Here is a 23,747-nt window from a genome sequence, read left to right as displayed (position 1 = left end):
CTAAAAATGTCTAATTATAAGTATTCGATTACATATAAAAAATCCCTTTAAACAAAAAACGATTTCATCGTCAGACGTTATAAAGGGGGTGCTAGTCTCTATATTTACTGCTTTATTAAACTATTCTCTATACAAAAATGATGTAGTTCTTTTACATCATTCGCAATATGAGTCGCACCAACTTCAGTCAATTCCGTTTCACTACCATAGCCATATAAAACGCCGATCGATGCAATTTCATTACGATTCGCACCAATTATATCGTGCTTTCTATCTCCAATCATAACAATTTCTTCTTTATTAAGTTCTTCATTTGTTTGTAAAATATGAGCAATGATTTCTTCTTTTTTTATTCTTGTACCATCTAAATTACTTCCAACGATATCTTCAAAATAATCCGTTAATTGAAAGTGCTCTAGTACTTGTTTTGCAAATACTGTAGGCTTTGAAGTTGCTACAAATAAACGATTAGCTGAATTTTTTAATTGTTGTAAAAGATCCGGAATACCTTCATATACATTATTTTCAAACAAACCACGCTGCTTTAAATATTCACGGAAATAAAAAACAGCTCGTTCAACCTCTCCTTCACTCATATTATATCTCTCTATGAATGATTGCTGAATGGAAGGACCAATAAATGAATCTAACTCGCTTACATGTAATTCTTCTATGCCAACCTTTTTTAATGCATACAATACTGAATTTATAATGCCTTCTTTCGGATCCGTTAATGTTCCATCTAAATCAAATAGAAATGTTGTGTACATGTTTCATTCCCCCGCTCATTTTACTTTATAAGTAACGTATAACATCTTTTCCCTCTTCTCCTTCTATTATACTAGCATTATCTTTTTTCTGAAAAATTACTTTTCCTATGTCACATACTTTCAGTTACAAAAAAAGATACATATGGTAAAGTAAAAAAGTTACAATTATTTTAATAGAAACTGGTGAAACAAATGTCAATTACGTTAATTTTTATAATGGCTTTCACAATTATTATCCATGCTGTTGAAACTAGCTCTTATAGTATTCGATTAGCTGGTGTACGTTTAAAAAAGATTGCCGTTGCCTTATCCGTCGTAGGAATGGTACTGCTTATTTCAAGAACATCTAACTTACTACAAGCCTTTTTAATCGGTGGTATTGTCGATGAAGCAAAACTAGATTCTTCTATTGATTTAGAGCATATTATACGGCTCGTTCTATTATCTGCTTCTATCGGTACATTGCTCGCGATTATACTGTATCCAACTTTGACAAAACTATTTGGATACGTCATTCAAAACTTTGAAACAGATGGTTCATTCATTCGGATGATGAAAACGAATAACATTCAAAAATTAAAGTACACAAACAAATATGTACGGTTTCCAAAGTTAGAAATGATTCATAGACTGCGTATCGGTGGTATTCCAAAACGTATTATGCTTATTAACATGTTTGCTACTGCTATTTATACAGCAGGTGTTCTTTCTGCCCTTTACGCTTCTTTTCTAAATCCAGACTATGCAACAAACGCAAGTACAGCTTCTGGTCTTGTAAATGGTTTTGCTACAATTTTATTAACAGTACTACTCGATCCACGCATCGCTCTTTTAACAGAACGTGCTTTACAATCAGAGCATGGTGCTGAATCTATGAGTAAAATGTACGGTTGGCTAATGATTTCTAGACTTTTCGGTACATTATTAGCACAACTACTATTTGTACCAGGTGCTTACTGGATTTTATGGATTATTGAACTAATACATTAATTTACTAGAAAGGTGAGTTTATCAATGAATATACAAACAGAGCAAGATATAATTCATTTAATAGAAAACGATGAATGGATGATGAATGTATTACAAATGGCGAAATCATTAGAACTACCTGATTGGTGGATTTGTGCCGGATTTGTTCGTTCTAAAATTTGGGATACTTTACATGACTATGAAGTAAGAACGACTACACCAGACGTTGATGTCATTTATTTTGATCCTTTTCGTAAAAATGAGGTATACGAACAATTATTAGAAAAGAATCTAATAAATTTAGATGCCTCTATACCTTGGTCAGTAAAGAATCAAGCTCGTATGCATGTAGTAAATAATATGCCACCATATTCTTCTTCTGTTAATGCTATTTCTAAATTCCCTGAAACAGCAACAGCTTTAGGGATTACACTTGATGAACGAAACAACGTCATATTAACAGCCCCATGTGGTATTGAAGATGTTCTTTCCTTACAAGTGAGACCAACAGCTCATTTTCTTGAATCGAACGAACGATTACATATGTACAAAAACAGAGTTATAAAAAAGAATTGGCAAAGTAAGTGGCCTAACATCACAATCACATATCCAGAAATTTAGAAAGGGTGCCTCTCATTTATAGAAGCACCCTTTTCTTCATTTCAAAAAATCTATGACTGTTTCTGCAAATCGATCTGCTTCCTCATAATGAGGTGAATGACCGCTCTCTTCAAATACGATATACTTGCCGTTTCGGGCATCTTTATTAAATGCTTTAATTTGTTTTTCACACGTTACCACGTCATGTTTTCCTACTATTAATAACATTGGACTTTGTACATCTTTTATTTTTGATAATAATGATGTGTGACATGCTCCCTCTAATTTCAATCTATCAAAGTGAATTTTGGAGCGATTTGAAAATATTTCCCACTCTTCATCACTGTATAAACTCTCATCTGTCCTATCTTCCTTATTATTGTAAATCTCCATTCTTTTTTCTTCTAATTCATCACTTAGCCTTATATAAGCTTCTAACAACTCTGCTGAACTAGCATTGCTAGATGAATAAGCGATGGACTCTTCTGCTACTTCTTTTTTTCCGTACTTTTTTAATAAATGCCCTGTTTTTTGTAACAAAGCCCTACTTGTTAATGCAAAATCAAAAGTTGGTCCTTCAAATATTATTTTCTCTATTGAACTTGGATAAATCGACGCATATAGCAATGCTAAATATCCACCGAAAGAGTGTCCAATTATAGACCACTTCTCAATTTGTAATACTCTTTTTAATTCCTCACAGTCTTCAATCAAATCATTTAATCCAAAAGCTTCGTCTTCAGTAATTTCTTCTGAGCGACAAACACCTCTTTGATCAATCATAATTACATATAGAGAATCTTTTAAACGTTCCGCTTGATGAAATGAAAAATCATAGCAACTTTCCCCTGGTCCACCATGCAAATATAAGACTGGATTGTTTTTAGCATTCCCATGCGTTTCAACGTATAGCTTTTTCCCTCTAATATTCATGTATTTCCCTGTTTCTATTAAATGCGTCTTTATAATCTTCACCTTCTTTTTTACTGAATATTATAACATTTAATATTAAATAATCCCTATTACATTTAAAAAGACAATAATTATTGCGAGCGGTGCTACAAATCGAAGTAAAAATGCCCAGCAAGTAAATACTTTCTTTCCATAATTTCCACCTACAAAAAACTCTGCTTCTAGCATCTTCTTTTCCATTTTGAATGAAACGAAAATACTAATAAATAGTGCTCCAAGTGGCATTAATATATTACTAGATAAGAAGTCTACTGCATCAAATATATTCTTTCCGAAAATCGTAATATCACTCCATACTCCAAATGATAACGCTGATGGTATACCTACTAAGAAAATGCAGAAACCGATCATCCATGATAATTTTCTTCTTCTTTCTTGTTCACCATTTGCTAATGCTGAAACAACAGTCTCTAGTAGAGAAAATGCCGATGTTAATGTCGCAAATGTAAATAGTGCAAGGAATACTGTTAAGAAAAACCCACCGAATGGAATTTGACTAAATACAGATGGTAATACGATAAATAGTAATCCAGGCCCTTCTGTTGGCTCCATTCCTAATGAAAATACAGCTGGAAAAATAGCAAGACCCGCAAATAATGAAACAAATAAATTCAATCCAACAATTGTTATTGCTGATTTTGGTAAACTTTCTTTTTTATTTAAATAGGAACTATACGTGACCATTATCGAAATCCCGATACTAATCGCAAAGAACGATTGTCCCATTGCGAACAAAATACTTTCTGAAGTAATCTTTGAAAAATCTGGTTGTAAGAAAAACTTCACACCTTCCATTGCATTATCAAGTGTTAGTGAGCGAACAATAAGAGCGACAAATAAAACAAACAATGCTGGCAACATATATTTACTTGCTTTTTCAATTCCGTTTTGTACACCTTTTGATACAACCCAAATCGTAATGAACATAAAAGCGAAATGCCCCATAATCGCCCAAGCGGGATTTCCAATTGTTTCAGTAAATAATGCACCGTAATTCTGTCCTGGAGTAATAAGTTGCCCAGTTACTCCTCTGAATAAATAAATGAATACCCATCCACCTACAACACTATAAAATGAAAGTAGTATAAAACACGTTCCTACGCCAAGGCGCCCAATCCAGTGCCATCCTGTATTTGGTGCAATACTTTTAAACGCTCCAACTGCTTGTTTTTGTGTACTGCGTCCAATCATAAATTCAGCTATAAGTAGTGGTAGTCCAATTAAAACAGTAAATAATATAAAGATTAAAAAGAATGCTCCTCCCCCGCTCTTTCCAGCGATATAAGGAAACTTCCATATTGCGCCAAGTCCAATTGCTGATCCTGCTGCAGCCATTATAAAACCTAATTTCGAAGTCCATTGCTCCGTCTGTTTCATCTTATTTTCCTCCTAATTAAATTAATTTATATAAATAATTAAATTTTATAAACCAATCCGAATAAACCCTCCATTTCTATTTCCATAAAATAAAAAAATGGCTCAACGTCTCTATATAAAGAGACGCTAAGCCATTTACTTAACGCGGTACCACCCTTATTGATTCCATTATGAATCCACCTTAGTAGTAATCGTTTGATTACAAACCTAATATCGAAGGTTAACCGTTAAGATTTACTAAGAATGTGATTCCGTTCCACCTTACTGCTCCTAGGCGAGTTCAGGATGTCATTTGACTATGTCACACCAACCCATAGCTCTCTGTACAAATATACGACCTTACTACTCCTATTCAACACATTTTAATATTTAGAATATATTTTCTTTTGAAATTAATATGAAGTATATCTGTTATATTAGTAACTGTCAAGGTATATATTAAAATTTAATGAGAAATCCTTTTTTATTTTTCATTATCCTTCGTCATCAGTACCTTCTTCTTGATCATCGTCATCTTGTTGTTGTGATGACTCCCTTTGTTGAATAGCGTTATTTACCGTTGTAGTAGACATAACTCCACCTCTTATTATATGTATTCTTACATCACCCGTTAAAACGTACTTTACGATGACTTCAAAACATAACACAATTCTTTATTTTTTCCTCTACTATCGTCATACCCTGTTCATAGCCATTACAATCTATAAAAATTTAATACTTAGCACACTTATAAAATTATAATGTGTCTAATCATTTCTATCCTAAAACGCAAAAAAGCACTTGTTGCCTTTAATTGACAATCAAGTGCTTTAAGTTCATATGTTTTTAAGTAGCATAAATTTGTAAGTTTTGTAGTAACAGTATGACACCTTTTGTATATCATGACAACTACTACGTTAAAACTTACGAGTTTGTACGAGTTCGTTAGTTTCGTATACATTCCGTGTGTTTATATTCATCACCCAATAAAATGTCATCTCGCCTAAGCTCGTACCTCGTTTTCTTTTTCTATCATTGCACATAATACTCTATGATGGTACAACCATCATGAAGTATGTATTTTCAAACACCCTATTATTTTTTCCTATCCACTTCACATATACTTTGTTTTTCATAGGTTATAGTTAAAGCTTATATCCGTAAAAATATTTTTGTCCCTTTTCCCAGTTTTCACTTGAAAGTTCGTTTATATAGTCAATAAAATCTTTATAATTACTTGCACTAATAATAGTGTTGTAATCCGCAGGTACTCTTTCACCAGTCCAAATTGATAATAAAGATGGTATTAATTCCATTTTTAATTGCTCCTCATTATTAGCAGCAATCATAACCCGCTGAATCAATTTTTTAGCTAAGTCTCCAGGAAAAGCTAAATTCTGTTGAAAATAATAACTATTTGTATCCTTCTCCTGACAATACTTAAAATAAAAATTTCCAATTTCATCTATAGTTGCATCTTCACCAATTTGATCTTCAAAATTAATAAAGGAATCAATAGAGTCTCTTATAATAGTAGCTGTATCACTGAATTCCTCCCACTCTTCAAGTAAAGCCAATAAATATGGAATTACCTCAAGAGAAAGTGAGGTTGTGGCTGCTGATGCAAAAGTGTCTACTGTTTCTTCAGTTACCTCACTAAGAAAACGGAGATTATTTGAATCCCTTAAGTCTTCATGTGTTGCAACAGATAAAAATACTCTAATACATAAATTCAGAACCGCTTTATCTTTAGTCTGATTCATTAATTGAACTAATAGTGGTTTTTGAGTAAAATCCCCCGTTTTAAATAATTCTATTAAGTTAAATAAAACTTCCGTTTCTGTTACAGATTTTAAAATTTTTTCTTTTATTTCCGATTTAGCTAAAATTGTTTTTTCTCCAAACCATATACTATTCATAAGATTTCTCGTTTCTCCCATAAATGCACCTACTTTCATTAAATTATCTCTTTCCATTTTCTCGTTGCCATTTCAGAACTTTATTTTGAAAAACAGTAACCTCAGTATGTTGTGGATTATTACCAAATACAATAATCCCCTTTTCATTCTCATGTATTATTAAACCTTCTTCCATTTCAAAATAATGAATTTGCAATTGTGTATTATCAGTTGAAATCAAATTCCCTTCTTCATCTACAGTTGTATCTCCCTCTATAGAAGCAACAATGTACAAATTTGATTTCTGTAATATCTCATAAAAACGAACTCTTTTTTCTTCATTCTGTAAAGCTTCCACTAACGCCTCATCTAATGGACAAATTTCTAGTAAACTCATCGCACTTCACTCCTTATGTGAAATAAATTCGCCATCTTACTCAAAGTAAGATGGCGAATTTTAAACCCGTTATTTTTGAATATTGATAACTGATACTTCTTTTGAATCATTAGTTCTATTCACTAGATTTAAGTAGAAATGCGATACTGTAGTAGTATAATATGGCGAAATCCAAAGGTATGGGAGATTTAGTGTGAAAATCCCCACCAATGAACCCAAAATAAACCAACCAATGAAACTTAACCAAGTAATAAATAAATCTAACTTATGTCCTTTCATCATCATTTTACTTTTTTTAATTGCTTCACTTGCTGTACATTCTGGATCCTCTAACATAATGTAGTAAGCCATAGAATAAGAGAAAAATTTAATAATACCTGGAACAATGAACAAAAGACTCCATAAGCTAATAAATATTGTTTGTAAGATACCTAGTTTCACAGCTCTAAATATATTATTTGAATTGAAACCAGCAAATAAATCACCTATTGTGGTAGATTCATTTTTCGCTAAACGTAATGTAATTGTATAATAGCCGTAACTCATAACACTTTGTACAACAATATAAAGAATAAAAATAATAGCCCATACAATAATTTGAGATAAAATAAAACCAAAATTAATTTGAGGTTCGCCGTATGCATAATATACAAAGTTCTCGGGTCCTATAACGTCTATAAACAAACCAAAAATTAGAAATACTACTATACCAATGATATACATACTTGCTACGGGAATGAGGTAATTAAGAAACGTTGAACCTACCCCTAATCCCCAATGGCCTTTCAATGAAGATAATGCTTCCCTTTTTAAATTGCTAATCATCTTTTTTCCACCTTTCAAATTCTCCATTGCGAATAGCGTGACTATGATGAATAGTTAATGAGTTTAGTAAAATTCAAATTTCTACTAAACTCATTAATATTTACTCCTTATGCGGAATAATTTCGCCATCTTACGCAAAGTAAGATGGCGAATGTTAAATCCAATTATTTTGTAACGTTCATAGCTTTAATTTTTTCTACATTCTCTTTTGCTTGTTTCGTTATTTCTCCATTAATAGCATTTGCATATTTATCACGAGTTAAAAATTCAAAACATTTATATGCATTATTCGTATCAGTTGCGGACATATATCCTGCACCTTTATTAAACATTTTTAGAGCTACCGTATTCATCCATTCTTTTGCATCTGCTTCTGGATATCCTAGTTCCATAGAATGGTAAGTTAATTCAATCGCTGAAGCTAAATCTTCAATTGTATCTTTATTCCCGCTTACCTTTGCAGCTTCAAATGTACTCAAATACTCAATTGCCGCTTTTACCCCATCTTTAATTCCTAGCTCTTCAATACCTGGCGTTTTATATAAAATTTGATAATTGTTTAAAGCTGATTTATATTGCGTTTTTTCTAACTGTTTTGCTTCTTTAATTACAAGACCAGCTACATTAGAAAATCCTGTTTTATCAACAACACCGCGTGAAGCTGCTTGACCATAATAATGTAAAGCATTATAAAGGCTCGTTTGTCCTTCTTTATTTGCTTCATCACCTGCTAATTGCACAAGTTGAATTCCCTCCATTTTTTTTGATGCATTATCAATCATATTCATACCACTAATTTGGCCAATCGTTTTATCAATATCTTTTAACTGTGCAAGTAATGTATATGATGGTAATAATGTTTTACCTACTTCACTTTGCCATCCTGTCGTTCCATTCATTTTATTCCATTCATTTTCTGTATCTGTCCATAATTTATTCGCATAATTAACCATTTCTTCTCTTGAACGCTCCAATGGGTGCTTTGTACGAATTGCATTTGCAATATTTAATACCGCTGTATAATATTCTCCATTATTTGCAGCATCGTTTGCTTTTCTTTCAAACATTAACGGCATTAATAACTGATGAGATTCATCTTGAACAGATTTTTCTACTCTTTCCGTATTTGCTAATAAATTCGCTTTATTTATAGCATCTTCCACTTTGAAATTAGAATCTTTAATTTGTCCACGAAGTCCCTCTACAGCCGCACTAAATTGCTTTTCTAATTTTTCTTTTTGTTCTCCTGTTGCACCGTCAATATACTGATTTGCTAATAGTAAAGCATTTTCATATTGTGGATTCGCTAGATTTAAATATGTTTCTATTTGATCGATTTCTTGACTAAATGGTTCAGATTTTACTTGTGCTTTTTGAGTACTTGGATCTGTATTATTTGTTGTATCGTTATTTTTGGCACCTTCAGTCTTTGAATCTTTTAGGCTTTTCTCAGTTGCTGTACTTGTTGCTTCATTTTCTTCTGTAACTGCTTTTACTTCATTACTGCTAGTCTTTTCTTTTACAGGGCTTGCTTTTTCTTTTGTCTCAGTTGCAGACATCACTACTGATGTTTGGATGTTAAGGTTCTGTAATTCTTCTTGTAATAGCTTGTTGAAAATATCTTCTACATCTTGATTCGCTTTTTCTACTAATGTAGGATCTACGCTTTCAAATACTGATGTAACTAAATACAATTTACTTAATGCTTGTTCTAAAGATGCTACATCTCCTGTATTTGACCACTCTCTTTTTTCTTCTGTTGCTGTTTTATAAACTTTTTCTGCTACAGATTTAATATAATCCTTCTTATTTTCACTTAAATATCTTTGTAGCTCTTCTTGAGTGGTAACCGATTCATTCAGTACATTCATTTGATTACGTAAATAGAATAGTGCTCTCTCATTTGAATATTCACCACTTGTAAGAATTTGTTCTACATTATCTAATGCTAGCTTATGTTCAGCTATCGATTTTGATTTTGATGGTGTATTCAATTGGCTAACGAGCGTCCAGTCTTCTTTTTTGCTATAGTAGTTTGTTAAATTATTTAATGCATTTTCATCCAGTTCTTTTTGACTCGTATAAAAATCATTAAAGAAAACAGATGAGTAGTATTTTCCATTTCCAGCGTACCACTCAACTAAAATATCTCCCGTTTTTGGTGATACTGTAATTGTTGGGTGTGTTGGTTTTGGTTCTGGATCTGGCTTTGGTTTTGTATCTGGTTTTGTGTCTGTATCTGGTTTTGTACCTGTGTCTGGTTTTGTACCTGTATCCGGTTTTGTACCTGCATCTGGTTTTGTACCTGTGTCTGGTTTTGTGTCTGTATCTGGTTTTGTACCTGTATCTGGTTTTGTGTCTGTATCTGGTTTTGTACCTGCGTCTGGTTTTGTACCCGTATCTGGTTTTATACCTGCGTCTGGTTTTGTACCTGTATCTGGTTTTTGTCCGTCTCCTTCTTGTACAGTTGGTTGCGGTTTATTATCATTCGCTTTTCCCGGTTCTGCCACAGGTCCAACCATATTAGTTGGTAAATCTAGTTTTTGTGGAGTTGGTGCATCTGATAATTTGATTTGTGGATCTTTCTTTTCCACCGATACTTCATCTGGTTTATATGTTACTGGCGTAATTGGTGATTTATTATTTCCAATTAAGTCTGCTAAATTAATAGTTGGTTTTTCACCTGGTTTTTCATCTTTTTTTGCAGGATCAGCGACTAAATTTGGGAACATAGACTGTAAATTGCCCCCTGTAATACGATCATCTTTTTTCTCTTCTGTATTACTTGCTAGTTTTACTGGTTCTTTTCCTGCTGTCTTAAAGCCTTTGTCATACACAAGATAACCTGACGTTCCCAGTAAAGCGACTGACATTACTGATATAGCGACTTTTTTCCCTAAGTTATTATTGTTTTCCTCCATGTCCTTTTCCCCTTTTCCTATCTTTATTGAATCCAACCGTTTGTTTTCATTTCTGTTAGTTTTTCTTGCGCGGCTTTTACTTCAGATTCATTTTCATTTGCTTGCACTGTTTTTCTTAAGAAGCGACTTGCTTCCTCATATTTTTTCTGTTTAATTTTAAACATCCCGAATGCAAAATTCACATGTGGATTCTCATCGTTTTGTGAGTATGCTTCTGTGAAAAGTTTCTCTGCTTCATTACCTTGTCCCACTTTATCGTATAAAATCCCAATATTTACAAGCGTATTTATGTCGCGTGTTCCGCTACTGACAACTCTATTGTAAGCTTCTAACGCTTGCTGATATGCAGCAGTACTCTTTGCACCATCTCGCGTTTCATAAAATTGGCCCGCTTCGTAATACACAATTCCTAGTTGATTTAACAACTCAATATTTTTCATATCTTTTTGAATCGCTACTTGTAAAATGTGAGATGCTTGTTGATAATTCATTTCTTTCTTCGCGCTATCAATTAAGTTTGTTTTATTCCAAAGCACATATAAATTTGAAAGTTCAATTGTATATATCGGATTCTTTGAATCTTGCATAATAGCTTCTTTAAAGAAAGATTCTGCTTTGTCTAACTGTACAGTTGCCGTTGATAATTGACCTTTTAAATACGAAACAATTGCCTTATCTTCATTTGTTTTCGTACTCATTTTGACAATAACATCTTCTGCCTTTTCAAATTCTTTCATTTTCATATGACTTACAGCTAAATCCCGCATCGCATCTTTTTTGTATGGTTCAATTCCTTTTGCATTATTCGCTAACGCTTGTTCAAAATTTTGCACTGCTTCTTGATATTTTCCAATGCGGAAATTTGCTGAAGCTAATAGATAAGCAGCTTCATTATTTTCTTTATCTATTTCTCTATCTTTTATTAGTTTTGTAATATAATCGATTGCAATTTTATTTTTTCCTTCAGCAACGTAAATCGTTGCTAATTGGAGATAAGCCTCGTCTTTACCCTTCACAGCAATTGCATACCCAACAGCTTCTTCTGCTTTTGTATATTTTTTATCATCATAAGCTTGTCTTGCTTGTTCCATAAACTTTTGATATTTAGCGTTTGTTGTGTAGAAATAAAATAACGTTGAACCACCTATTACAACTACTACGGTTGAGCCAATAATCAAAATTCGCTTTTTATTCTTTTTCCACCATGCAGAAAAAGCCGACGGTTCACTTTGTTCATGCGCTACTGTAAGTGGTTGATTTGATGCTTTTGCATTTAAAATTTCATCATCTATATCATATTCCACTTGTTTTTTCGTTTGTTTCCGGCTCTGTAGAATACTAGTTGGAACTGTAATTGTAGCTGCTACTTCTTGCTGCGACTGTGTTCCTTGCTCTTCTTTTATCTCTTCAATAATGCTTTCAATTTCCTGTTTTAACGCCTGATCAATGTTTGGAAATTGTACGATTCGTGAATAGACGAAACAAGCAAATACTGCATTGTTTTCTCGTTCCAATTCAGTAGCTAATTCCAAATAATGTTGTAGTACCATTTTATTATTTATTTCAGGCTCTTGACTCTCCATAGTTTGAATGATATATGCGAGTTCTTTTTGTAGAGCTGTTGATGGATTGAGTGAATTGAAAATTATTTTATACTCATATAATGCCGCTTGTTTAAATCCTCTCTCTTCTAATAATCTTGCAATTTCCAAACATTTTGATACAAAAAGAGAGTGTTCTTCTGCTGACTGCCTTTCCGCATCAATTTTTATTCTTTCTCTCGCGCTATTGAATACATCGTACCACTGTGCAAAGCTTGGGCATTCTGCGAAAGAGTTACTACTCCATGCCTGCTTAAATAATTTTGCAATTTCTCCATTCCATTGATTATGTAATACTTGCTGAAGTAACGTATATCTTTCACATTCTGTCTGCATTTCTTCCGTTTTAAAGTAACTTGCATCCGTCCACTTTTTATTTCGAACTTCTTCACTACACCAACTTAATATTTCTCCTAATAAAATGGCGCCTGCAAATCGATCGGCCTCTTTTTGCCATACTCCACTTTTTAAATACATTGGTGCGTAGCCCGCTGAACCTGCTGGCAATAACAAAGGTCTTTTCGTTTTTGGACCATACATTTGCTCAACGTCAACAAGTTCGATATAGTGTTGGCCTTCAATTGGGCTTTCACTTAAGAAAGGTATGAGTACGTTGCTAGACGATAAATCATTATGAGCAACTTCATTTTCTTCCATCATTTTAAGTGTTGTAAGAAATGCTTCTGCAATAAAGAAACATTGTTCTTTTGATAACATTCGTTGTTCTTGTAAAATATCCGCCCAAGTTGGACCTTCAATCCAAGGCATTACAATACTATTAGCAAGATCTTCTGATTTTTCGATAGCAGATGTATGTTCTTCTTTAGTAACGATATAACGTGAACATACTTTAAGACCCGCTAAGGAAGAAAGTGGTTTCAGAAATGCTAGTTGATGTTTTTCCTCACGATAGCGTTCCTTAAAAACTTTTAATGCAATTCGTTCCACACCATTTTCCTGTTGTAATTGATAAACTGTTCCTTGCCTTCCCTCTTGACCATAGGGCATTTCAATACCAATTACAGCTGGGTGTTTCTCAAAACGATAAACATCTTTATTAAGACTAATTTTTTCTCCTACTTCTGGTCGGAATCCCATTTTATCCCCTTACTCTCGTATAACAATTTTCCCAAAAAAGACCAGGAACAATAGCTCCTGGTCTTTTGCAATTGTTCTATTCTTAGTATGTGTTATCTGTACTACGGAATTTCTCAGCAATACGTTTTAGGTCTCTCGAAATTCCTTCTAAAATTGGAATGTATTGTTGCATTTTTTGTTTAGAATTTTCAAATTCCCCTCTGAATTTCGCTTGTGTTGACCCAGCCCATTGACCATCTAAGCTTTTAATATCACCTTCAAGTCTATTAACTTGACTTTGTGCTTCCGCAGCTGCGTTATTAAAGTTATTAGAAATTCTTTCAAGGTCTTCTGGTCTAATTTTAATTTCTGTCATTGTATTAATTTCCCCTTTCAAATCATAAATGATACAACAATTAGATTATAAACTATATTCATACAATTTTAAAAGGGTTAAATTACAAAAAAATTCTATTTTCTTGTAATTTAACCCTATTTTAATATTATTTAACTCTATTTTCAGACCATTTCACAATAATTTTATCTGTCATCGTGCGAAGTAAATGTAATGGTGTATATGCACATTTGATTTTGATTGGCTTTCTACGTACGCAATATCCATCCCCACTTAATAATTCTTGATCGATTTCAACATGTGGAAGTTTCATATTAAAGAAATACACATCGTTATTATGGGTCGTTCCTAATAAATAACTAATACTTCTCTTCCTAATTTCCGCAAACCATTTTTCATGTGAAAAGCTATTTACACTAGATGTTGTAGCAGCCGTTAAAAAATGAACCCCTTTATTTTTACAGTTTTGAACTATTAGTTCCATTTTATTTTTCGCCTCATAGTCGCTAGCTAGTATAGTTAACATTTGATCAATATCATCAATCGCAACGATTATTTTCTTATATGGAAACTCCACTGTTACGTTTGGATCTATAGAAGGTATTACTGCTTCTCTATTATTTATTAGCTCTAACAATTCATCTAACATTTGTTTTAATTGCATAGCATCTGTAACTTTCTTCTCCACATGTGGTAAATCTCCAAGTGCCAATATGCCTGTAGGTCTTTCACCAAGGTCTACTAAGTATAGCTCAACCTTTTCTGGAGAGTATTGGTATGTAGTAGTGAACAGAAGCGTTTGTAATAACGACGTTTTTCCACCTTCTATTCTTCCCCCAACAAATATATGACTCATTTCATCTAAAGAAAAACTTTGTAAACGAATGTCCTCTGTCTCTATACCTGCTGAAATTTGAGCTGGTTCTAATTTTCCAACCATATGCTCTACAAATATTTCTTTAGGGACCATTGGAATCTCTTTTGCTTTTTCACCATCCCATTCACTGCTCATTTTTTGGATAATCGTTTTTAATTGTTGAGAGTACTCAAGTTCACTTTCACCTATAAAAGGCAGTGCTGCTTGGAACAATTCAGGTGGTTGTCCTTTCATTAACCCACGGCCAGTAGGAACTTCAATTAACGGGAAATTCGGTCTACCAACTAAACTAGGATATTCAGCTCTATCTTGCAATTCAAATGTAATTGCCATCGGTATATTATTACGAACACGATCAAACATATCAATTGTTTGATTAAGTGAGAAATAGAAGTACACGCCATATGTGCTTGATTCGCGTAATAACATTTCTAATACTTCATTCTCTTTTTCAAATTCATTTTTAAATCTTATATAACCATCTACCATTACAACGATAGCAGGAATTTTCTTTCCAACCATTCGATTATACATAGAGAATGACTTTGCACCGATATTAGAAAAACTCTCTTTTCTATGCGTGATTTCTTTCTTTAAAAATCCGAATAGACGTTTCATTTTTTCATTTTCATCCTCTTGTACAACTCCGCCTATATGAGGTAAATCTCTAAAATCTAAGAACATACGGCCAAAATCAATAACATAGAAATTCACTTCTTCTGGTGTGTGAGATACAGCTAAGGACATAATAATTGTTTGCAACATCGTCGTTTTCCCTGTACCTGGCATACCATAAATATTTAAATGCCCTTCTTGTAAATCTAACTTCAGAGGAAATTGTGCTTGATTTGCAACATCATCAATTAATCCTACTGTTACTTGTAAATATTCTTTCGGTTTATTCCAATCAGCAATTGTCCAATTTTCCATAGCATAAAATTCTTTTAACAATAATTTTTCTGGTAATGGATCCAGCCATGGTCCTGGTAATGCTTTAATATTTTGTTTTTCTGATACGCTCTGTACATATTGAATAAAAGCTTGTAATTGCTTTGGACTATTTGTCATTGGTTTTGGACGCTTTTTCACTTTTATTCTTTCACCGGAAAGCTTAACTTCTGTAAAGTCAACAATATCAAGAACTTTCTCTTCATCCGGATTATAAGGTGCTCCGCTCCATGCAGATTGGAATAATTCCAATACTTCATTGCTACCAACTTGGAGATACCCTCGTCCTGGTACATTGATTTTAGATGCATCTGGAATCTTTAACATTTCACGACTATCCGCGTCATCTTGTACACGTAAACAAATTCGAAAACGCGAGTTACTCCAAATCTTGTCATTTACAACCCCTGAAGGTTTTTGAGTTGCTAATAATAAGTGAACCCCTAAAGTTCTTCCTATGGCAGCGACACTAATTAGCTCGTCCATAAATTCAGGTTGTTCCTTTTTCATTTGAGCAAACTCATCAATAACAATAAATAAATGTGGTAAAGGTTCTTTTTCACGCCAGCTTGTTTCATAATATTCATCTAGATGCTGGACATTTCCAGCCTGAATGAATAATTTTTGTCTCCGCTCTAATTCTGCCTTTAATGATATTCTGGCACGCTCAATTAAGTTTGGATCCTCTAAGTTCGTAATAGATGCAATAATATGTGGTAATCCAGTAAATGTGTTTGACATTCCACCACCTTTATAATCGATAAGCATAAATGCCATCTCATGAGGGTGATAGGTTGCTGCTAAAGCTGCTATTATAGACTGAATCACTTCACTTTTTCCTGATCCTGTTGTACCAGCCATTAGACCGTGTGGACCATGCCCTTTTTTCTCTATTTTATCGTGAATATTTAGAAAAACAGGTTTACTTCCTTCTCTCACACCAATTGGAACCGGTAATGAAGTCGGATATCGATTTTCTTTCCATCTCTCTAGCACTTGTAACTCTTCCATGTTTTTAGCTTGAAACAAGTCTAAAAATGTTAATACTTTCGGAATGTTGGCTGCTGTAGAACTTTTCATTCGAATTGGAGCAATACTTCGCGCTCCTAGTTCACATCGCTCGAATGAAAGTCGATCTACTTTAAAACTAGCACGCGTTGTCCCACTATTTTCAGCTGAACTTGAAAACGTTTCTACTAACTCACCATTTTCTCCATTTAAGCTTATTACAAGATCACATTCCATCGGTAAGCGTTCCTTTTGTTCCGCAAAAATAAATGTAGAAGCTCCTACACTTTCACCTTCTCTAAGTAACATTGGAATTAAAGGGTCATCCTCTAAAAATTCTCTCGCTGATAAGAAAAAGACGTACATTGGAATTAAAGGAACTTTTGCATCCGCTTGCGCAGAAGAATTATAGATTCTACGCATATTAAGTGGGGTAAATAGTACTTCAGCTAGTTTCTGTGCATCTTGTTGATTTTCAGATAAAAAACGCATACTTCTCTGTTCATCCCATACGTGAGGAAGCCACCTCATCCAATCCCATTGTTTTTTCTCTTTCTCATGATAAAAGGCTGCTATTTTCACTTCATTCGGTGCATGATGCGTCATAATTTGTGTCGTTACAATTCGAATAAAGTTTAGTCTATCTTCTTTATTTCCGACTACACCAATTACGTCGTTTTTTTTCAAAGAAATTGAAATGTGTCCATTTGGTATCGTATTGAAATCCCTTTTCACATTTTGCGCTTCTGTAACTAATGGATTTTCTTCATAACCTTTCTGCTCAGGTACCTTCAATTCTACAAGGAATGGTCTTTCTCCTGTACCAATACGAATATCTAAAAAGTCTGGACTTTCAGGTGTACGCTCCCATAAATTACTTTCCCGATTTTCAATTCTTTGTACACTTTTTAATGGGCTTGGATTTTGTGTAATTAAATATTTTGCTTGTTCAACCTTTAACGTATCTAATTCCACTCGATGCTTTTGAATTTGCTCTAAGTATCTTGTTTGTAATTGTTCAACCATTTGACGATGTTCTTTCTTTTTACGGAAATGCCCCATTGTTGTAATTACATATGATCCCAACATTGGAATACTTGAAACCATCATTAATGGCATATAACTTGAATTCATCTTCATAAATTTCATCATTACAAAATATAATACCAATGTTAAAACCGTCATCATTGCTGGCAGTAACATTGTTTCAATTGAAAACTTCGGCTCCTCCGGTATATTCGGCGGATCATGAATAATAACATCCCCTGTTGGTATATCTACTTTCACACGCGGAGAGCGTTGAAAATACGGTGATTTTTGCACAAAACATTTCTCCTTCCCCATTCAAAAACTATTACTCAATTATTTTCCATACATAATCTTCTTCACTAGTAGATATATCTTGTTTAACAGGTTCATTATAAACTTCTTCTGCCGGTAGCATTTCAAAAGAAGGGATAATCGATCCTTTTTTATATAGCATTACATATTGTCCATCCCACACATCATTATCGCGCAAAGTTTCATCATTTCGAATAGAATGCCATTCTTCTTTATCTTTTGCCACTCTAATTTCATAGATACCGCTCAATGCTTCATCTATTTTTTCATGATGTAAAATTGCTTCAATAATTTGTACCGCTTTTACGTCATTTGGAATTGCAATATCAATTTCTTCATTTGATTGTTTTATGTACGTCACAATAATCTCTTCCACGTTAATTCACCTTTTTTCCATCGTGTTTGTTACCAAGAAACATCTAAAAATGAAATATCATCACTTGTCGGAGAGTTCTGTGCCCTCTCGATTTCTTTTAACACTTCCTCAAAATTATACTGCTTAAGTGGTGCAAGTCCGTCTGAGTGAATAACTATCCGATTCGCTTCTGGTCTAGATAATGTCTTTGAAAAAACCGCCAATTCCCCGCCAATAATGCCTCGCTGTGTAGACCATCTTTTCTCTATATTTCTCTCAAACTTCATTACATTCGAACAATTCTCTTTATCTTGAAACAATTGTACAAATGAATCGCCATGTGTAACTATCGTTATTTGTACTTTATCTTGATTTGGAATAAGTTCTATTTTCCCGCCAATAAACATCGCTTCACTACCTTGTTTTCGCTTTTCCTCCAAGACATCGCGAAGTAACCACGGTGTTTGTTCTGGCAATCGAAATGCACTCACTTCCTCTGAAGCTTCTTCTATCCAATTTTCCAACTGATCATTTAATAATGCAGCAATATCCCGTCCAATTTCTTGATACGTCTCAAACAAGTTTAATAACTTCATACCAAGAAATTTTGCAGCAATTTCACCATGAAAAGACAGCCCTACACCATCACATAACGCAAATATGAAACTAGTTCCATTATCTTGAAATGCTAGGAAGTCCTGCCCACTCTCATTTAAATCCTGCGTCTCTTTTGCTCTTACATAACTATATCGATAAGTAAAATGTTTCATTTTCTTTTCTTGCAATACCGTTTCTTTCTTTTGCGATAGGATATATTTCACCATACGTCCCCCTCCTATCGAACCGGCGTTGCAGCAGACATTTGAAATCCAAGTGATACTAAGTCCGCATTTGTCCCAGGAAACATCATCACAGCACCATCTGCAATATGAAACCCATGTTCCGTCATCATCTCACGATAGCTTTGAGGGATAGGTGATGAAAGTCTTTGCAACTTTGCACCATATTCATCTGTAATCTCTGTATTTGGCATAATCCCTTCCCACTTCTTTATATTAGAAATTTGTTCTTGCATAATTTCATCTGAAATAAAAATATTTTCAATTAGTACATTTCCATCAGGTACAGACATATTCATAATTCTTCGTACAATTAATTCTGGATCTTCACCAGTTGAAGCCCCATCTGTCATATGACAAACAACAGGAGCTGGTCCATCTTGTAAATTTGGTAATTCCTTTTGCAATAACTTCTCCACTACAGAGAAAGCTTTTGCTGTATCAGTTAAACGATGCGTTTGGATTTTTTCTAGTGGGCGAAGTCTTGCTACCTCGTCTATTGTTTTCACACCACCCAATAAATCAAAAACATGATCGCTATAGGCTAAAATAGATAACTTATATCTTGGAAGCAAGCGACTACCTTTTGTTGAACGAAATACCATTTGGCGAATCGCTAAAGAAAGAGCATCCGTTACAATATCAATTCTTCTTTTTTCTTCTCCGCCTGCATCCATCATTTGGTTCATTGATGCGCTTACATCCAGAAGATAAATTATATAAGCTGGTGTTTGTTGTGTTGCTTGAGTTTGATATAACATGTTTCATACCCTTCCATACATTATTATATGAACTTTTTTTATATTCATATTTCATTATAACTTATGAATTTTCTTTTTCTCAATTCATTATAAAATGTTCTTAATATAATTAACATATTTTCACACAAAAAAACGATTATGTATTTTAATATATGTCGAAATGCATAAACCCCTTCTATATTATAGAAGGGGTTTATTATTATGGTATAAGACGCGTACAATCTCTCGGAAAAGCACTCGCTTCTCTCACATTCGATAACTCTAAAAGTTTATATACAACTCTCTCTAATCCAACTCCAAAACCACCATGCGGGGGACAACCATATTGGAATGTATTTAAATAAGATTGAAATTTATCGGGATGTAATCCTTTTTCTTTAAAAGAAGCAAGTAACATTTCATAATTATGAATTCGTTGTGCTCCTGATGTTATTTCTAATCCTTTATATAGTAGGTCGAACGAATCAGTAATAGCCGGATTCTCGTTATTTGGCATCGTATACATCGGTCTCGCTTCTTTCGGATAATGTGTAATAAAAACAAATTCACTCTTATATGTTTCCTTCACATATTTCCCTAGTAACTTTTCACCTTCTGTATCTAAATCCCCTATAGGAGATTCTTTACGATACTTACTTTTCAAGATTTCTTGTGCTTCTAACAATGTGATTTTCGGTATTTCAGTAATGACAGGTACTTCTATTTGTAATAGTTGTAGTTCTTTTTCACAGTTTTTTGCTACTTGTTGAAACATATATCGTAAAACATCTGTTTCTAATTGCATCACTTCATGAAAATCATGAATAAAGCCAAGCTCTACGTCTAACGATATATATTCATTTAAATGACGGGAAGAATTGTGATGTTCCGCCCTATAAACAGGTGCAATTTCAAAAACACGCTCGAGTCCCCCAGCTACCATCATTTGTTTATAAAACTGTGGTGATTGTGCTAAATAAGCTTCTTTTTGGAAGTATGGAAGCTTAAAAACATTCGCTCCTCCTTCTGCCCCTTGGGAAACAATTTTCGGAGTAAATATACGTGTGAAATCGTTCTCTATAAGGAATTCACTAAAGCTCTGAACGAGTGTAGATTTCACTTTAAATATCGCCGCGGTTTGCTCATGTCTTAATGATAATACTCTCTCATTAAGTAGTTGATCTAAACCAACTTGTAACTTCTTTTTATTTATTTCAAACGGAAGTGGTTCTGCACCATTTAATATTTTCACTTCGTGAGCAAGTACTTCTACGCCTAATTCTGTTTTTGACGTCTCAACTATTTCACCAATTACGTGGACAACACTTTCTACATCGACTTTGAATCCAGCTAACTCGTTTTCTAATACACATTGAATTACTCCCGTTCTGTCCCGTAATAATAAAAAACTAACATTACCTAGATGACGAATCTTTTTTACCCATCCTTGAAGTGATACAACCTTTCCGCTTTGCTCCGTACATTCTTTTGTGAGTGAACGTTTCATGATTTGACCCATTACATTTCCCTCCAGTAATTTTATATTTATTTACGTTATTGTTGTTGTCATCGTCGTCATCCACGGTCACTCACCCCCTTTCAAAGAATACAAAAATCCGCCCCTATAAATAGGGACGGATTTTTCCGCGGTACCACCCAAATTGTCATAATGACCATCTTAGTCCTGATAACGGTAGGTACCGTTTGCTTTTACTAATTATCACGTTCAAAGCAACACTCACAGGTGTCTTTCCATCATGCGGTATCGCAATCTTTCCAGCAACCGATTGCTCTCTGTAGACCTTTGCATCATGTACTTTTCCTGATCATCACTTTTTATATTTACAGAGTATTCTATCTCTTTACTCTATAAAATGCAAGCACTTTTAAATATATTTTGATTTTTCACATCCAGTTTTGTACAATCTCCTCTAAAGCCATTCCACGTGAACCTTTCAATAAAACAACATCCTTTTTCGTTATAACTTTCAATACTTCCTCTGCTATCTCGGCTTTATTATCAAATGACTGCACTTTTCCTGTATGATAGTTCTTTCTTGCTTCTTCCGCTACAATTTCAGCTAACTCTCCATACGTAAATACATATTGAATGCTCTCTTCATTTAACATTTTACCAATTTCTCTATGATATGTTTCCGCTTTCTTGCCTAACTCCAACATATCCCCAATCACTATAATTTTTTTCTTATAGGCATTTAATTTCTGCAACGTTTCAATTGCTGCCTTCATGGAGGACGGACTGGCATTCCATGCATCGTTAATAATTGTAAAACCTGTTTTAGCAATTAAAAACTGAAAGCGCATTTGTGTAATATTTATTTGCTGCAATGCTTCTTGTATTTTTTCTATTGGGACTTTGTAAAATTGACCTACAGCGATTCCAACAATCGTATTAAAAATATTATGTTTTCCATGTAAGAGAACATCGTACTGTATTTTTGAATGATTTAATTTAAAGTGAACGCCATATTCATCTAATTGTACGTTCGTTGGAAACAAATCATTTGTATACTTTCCACCAAACGACTTACTTTCTATACCTAGCATATTAATATTTTGAGAAAGTAATGGCTCATCACCATTATATAAGAACAGTCCATCATCATTTAATCCGTCTACAATTTCAAATTTAGCCCTCGCAATCTCTTCCCTTGATCCAAGCGTTTCTAAGTGTGACTGTCCAATCATTGTAATAATCGCTACATCTGGCTGTGCGATTCGTGATAAATTTCGAATTTGTCCTTTTTCACTCATTCCCATTTCAAGTATTAAGAACTCAGTATTTCGTTTCATTTCTAAAATTGTTAACGGCAAACCGATTTGACTATTAAAATTACCCTTTGTTTTATGCACTTTATAAGTTGAACTTAAAATGCCTCCTATTATATCTTTTACCGTAGTCTTGCCATTACTACCTGTAATTCCTATTACTTTTACATTTAGCTCTCTTCGATAAAATTGTGCCAATTGTTGCAATGCAAACAAAGTGTCATCCACAAATATAATTGGAATCCCTTTTGGCGGAGTACCGTAAGACTTTTTCCATAAGGTAGCGACAGCTCCATTATCCATTGCCTCTTTCACATACTCATGCCCATCTTTCACCCTAATGATTGGAACAAATAAATTTCCTTCTTTCATGCTTTTAGAATCTATGCAGACACCATGTATCTCTATAAGATGAAACGATTCTTGTAATCCTTCTCCATTTACTACTTCTTCAAGTTTTTTCAAATTCATTTGAATCAAAGTATCACCTTTTTCCATTTAATTACATATTTACTGTTTTATTTACGCATATTAATAAAAATTTTATAGCGAGGTGTTTATATGAAAAAAGCGATTAGTTTCTTTCTTCTTTTGTTATGCCTAATTGTAGTGAATGAAACGTACGCCTATTCACCAAAATCTTTACCTATCTCTCAAAACTCTGATCAATGGCAAGTGAATATTGCTGAACCGAAAAAAGTAAACAAAAAAAAGCTTCAAGCTAAAAAAGACGAATTTCAAACATATCAATTTTCAGTAAAAAATGTTGGAAACAGTGAAGTATATAACGTACAAGTCGAAGTATTCCGCAACGAACCAAAAACAAAAACGAAATATGAACTCTTCTCCCTAAAGGAAAGTCGTTTAGCAAGTGGAAAAACTGGATTTGAACATGCTAATTTTCCAGTTGCTACAAAAGCAGATGAGGTTGATGTTATTATTACATGGCAAGAACACCCATTCCGATCGATGCGAAATGGTCAAAAAGTTGAATCTAGAAAATTTAAAGAGCATTTTGTTTTTAAAGACGAAAAAAAATAAATGAAATACGAATAAATTCACATTATCATTCATATAGCTTACTTTACTAGTACCAGTTCTAAAGCAA

At 33.7% G+C, this 23,747-nt stretch carries 17 protein-coding genes, 1 pseudogene and 2 other annotated features; of the genes and pseudogenes, 3 read left to right on the top strand and 15 right to left on the bottom strand.

Going from position 1 to position 23,747, the window contains the following annotated elements; translation table 11 throughout:
- Nucleotides 1-104: 104 nt before the first annotated feature.
- Nucleotides 105-770: an HAD family hydrolase gene (locus ATN06_RS10985; RefSeq protein ID WP_060630656.1), complete on the bottom strand. Its 666-nt coding sequence runs from the start codon at nt 768-770 to the stop codon at nt 105-107.
- 192 nt (nt 771-962) lie between these two features.
- Between ATN06_RS10985 and ATN06_RS10980 the strand changes: the two genes are divergently transcribed.
- A complete protein-coding gene (locus ATN06_RS10980; RefSeq protein ID WP_060630655.1) occupies nt 963-1,760 on the top strand; it encodes a lipid II flippase Amj family protein in 798 nt (265 codons plus the stop codon).
- Between the two features lie 24 nt (nt 1,761-1,784).
- Nucleotides 1,785-2,360 (top strand): nucleotidyltransferase family protein, encoded by a 576-nt coding sequence (locus tag ATN06_RS10975; RefSeq protein ID WP_060630654.1) that lies wholly within the window; start codon nt 1,785-1,787, stop codon nt 2,358-2,360.
- 36 nt (nt 2,361-2,396) lie between these two features.
- Here the strand turns inward: ATN06_RS10975 and ATN06_RS10970 are convergent, their stop codons facing one another.
- The 14 genes and pseudogenes from ATN06_RS10970 to ATN06_RS10900 all read right to left on the bottom strand — a co-directional run bounded on the left by ATN06_RS10970 (nt 2,397) and on the right by ATN06_RS10900 (nt 23,137).
- Nucleotides 2,397-3,272: an alpha/beta fold hydrolase gene (locus ATN06_RS10970; RefSeq protein WP_060630653.1), complete on the bottom strand. Its 876-nt coding sequence runs from the start codon at nt 3,270-3,272 to the stop codon at nt 2,397-2,399.
- A gap of 75 nt (nt 3,273-3,347) precedes the next feature.
- Complete coding sequence (locus tag ATN06_RS10965; RefSeq protein ID WP_060630652.1) at nt 3,348-4,688, bottom strand: sodium-dependent transporter; 1,341 nt, start codon at nt 4,686-4,688, stop codon at nt 3,348-3,350.
- Between the two features lie 116 nt (nt 4,689-4,804).
- Nucleotides 4,805-5,053, bottom strand: a binding site (T-box leader).
- A gap of 759 nt (nt 5,054-5,812) precedes the next feature.
- Complete coding sequence (gene imm47 / locus ATN06_RS10955; RefSeq protein WP_060630651.1) at nt 5,813-6,625, bottom strand: Imm47 family immunity protein; 813 nt, start codon at nt 6,623-6,625, stop codon at nt 5,813-5,815.
- Nucleotides 6,626-6,740: 115 nt separating this feature from the next.
- Nucleotides 6,741-6,962 (bottom strand): annotated as a pseudogene (locus ATN06_RS29685) (SseB family protein); the annotation flags it as partial.
- A gap of 69 nt (nt 6,963-7,031) precedes the next feature.
- Nucleotides 7,032-7,787, bottom strand: a complete 756-nt coding sequence (locus ATN06_RS10945) for a DUF975 family protein (RefSeq protein ID WP_060630650.1) — start codon at nt 7,785-7,787, stop codon at nt 7,032-7,034.
- 164 nt (nt 7,788-7,951) lie between these two features.
- Nucleotides 7,952-10,708, bottom strand: coding sequence for a hypothetical protein (locus ATN06_RS10940; protein WP_060630649.1), 2,757 nt, complete (start codon nt 10,706-10,708; stop codon nt 7,952-7,954).
- Between the two features lie 23 nt (nt 10,709-10,731).
- Nucleotides 10,732-13,407, bottom strand: a complete 2,676-nt coding sequence (locus tag ATN06_RS10935) for a tetratricopeptide repeat protein (RefSeq protein ID WP_060630648.1) — start codon at nt 13,405-13,407, stop codon at nt 10,732-10,734.
- Nucleotides 13,408-13,489: 82 nt separating this feature from the next.
- Entirely contained in the window at nt 13,490-13,762 is a 273-nt protein-coding gene (locus tag ATN06_RS10930; RefSeq protein WP_000136048.1) for a WXG100 family type VII secretion target, read from the bottom strand.
- A 127-nt stretch (nt 13,763-13,889) separates the two neighbouring features.
- Nucleotides 13,890-17,897: a type VII secretion protein EssC gene (gene essC, locus ATN06_RS10925; protein WP_060630647.1), complete on the bottom strand. Its 4,008-nt coding sequence runs from the start codon at nt 17,895-17,897 to the stop codon at nt 13,890-13,892.
- 31 nt (nt 17,898-17,928) lie between these two features.
- A complete protein-coding gene (locus ATN06_RS10920) occupies nt 17,929-18,291 on the bottom strand; it encodes a ubiquitin family protein (protein ID WP_060630646.1) in 363 nt (120 codons plus the stop codon).
- 29 nt (nt 18,292-18,320) lie between these two features.
- Nucleotides 18,321-19,094, bottom strand: coding sequence for a hypothetical protein (locus tag ATN06_RS10915; RefSeq protein ID WP_060630645.1), 774 nt, complete (start codon nt 19,092-19,094; stop codon nt 18,321-18,323).
- A gap of 11 nt (nt 19,095-19,105) precedes the next feature.
- Entirely contained in the window at nt 19,106-19,870 is a 765-nt protein-coding gene (locus tag ATN06_RS10910) for a vWA domain-containing protein (RefSeq protein ID WP_044792564.1), read from the bottom strand.
- Between the two features lie 199 nt (nt 19,871-20,069).
- A complete protein-coding gene (aspS, locus tag ATN06_RS10905) occupies nt 20,070-21,368 on the bottom strand; it encodes an aspartate--tRNA(Asn) ligase (RefSeq protein ID WP_060630644.1) in 1,299 nt (432 codons plus the stop codon).
- A 108-nt stretch (nt 21,369-21,476) separates the two neighbouring features.
- Nucleotides 21,477-21,688 (bottom strand) — a binding site (T-box leader).
- 66 nt (nt 21,689-21,754) lie between these two features.
- Nucleotides 21,755-23,137, bottom strand: coding sequence for a UDP-N-acetylmuramoyl-tripeptide--D-alanyl-D-alanine ligase (locus ATN06_RS10900; protein WP_140350460.1), 1,383 nt, complete (start codon nt 23,135-23,137; stop codon nt 21,755-21,757).
- A 63-nt stretch (nt 23,138-23,200) separates the two neighbouring features.
- On the opposite strand from ATN06_RS10900, the gene ATN06_RS10895 reads away from it, so the two are divergent.
- A complete protein-coding gene (locus ATN06_RS10895; protein WP_060630643.1) occupies nt 23,201-23,680 on the top strand; it encodes a hypothetical protein in 480 nt (159 codons plus the stop codon).
- The last annotated feature ends 67 nt before the right edge of the window (nt 23,681-23,747 follow it).

It is taken from the genome of Bacillus thuringiensis (assembly GCF_001455345.1).
GTDB classification, from domain to species: domain Bacteria; phylum Bacillota; class Bacilli; order Bacillales; family Bacillaceae_G; genus Bacillus_A; species Bacillus_A thuringiensis_N.
This window is presented reverse-complemented; position numbering and strand designations above follow the sequence as displayed.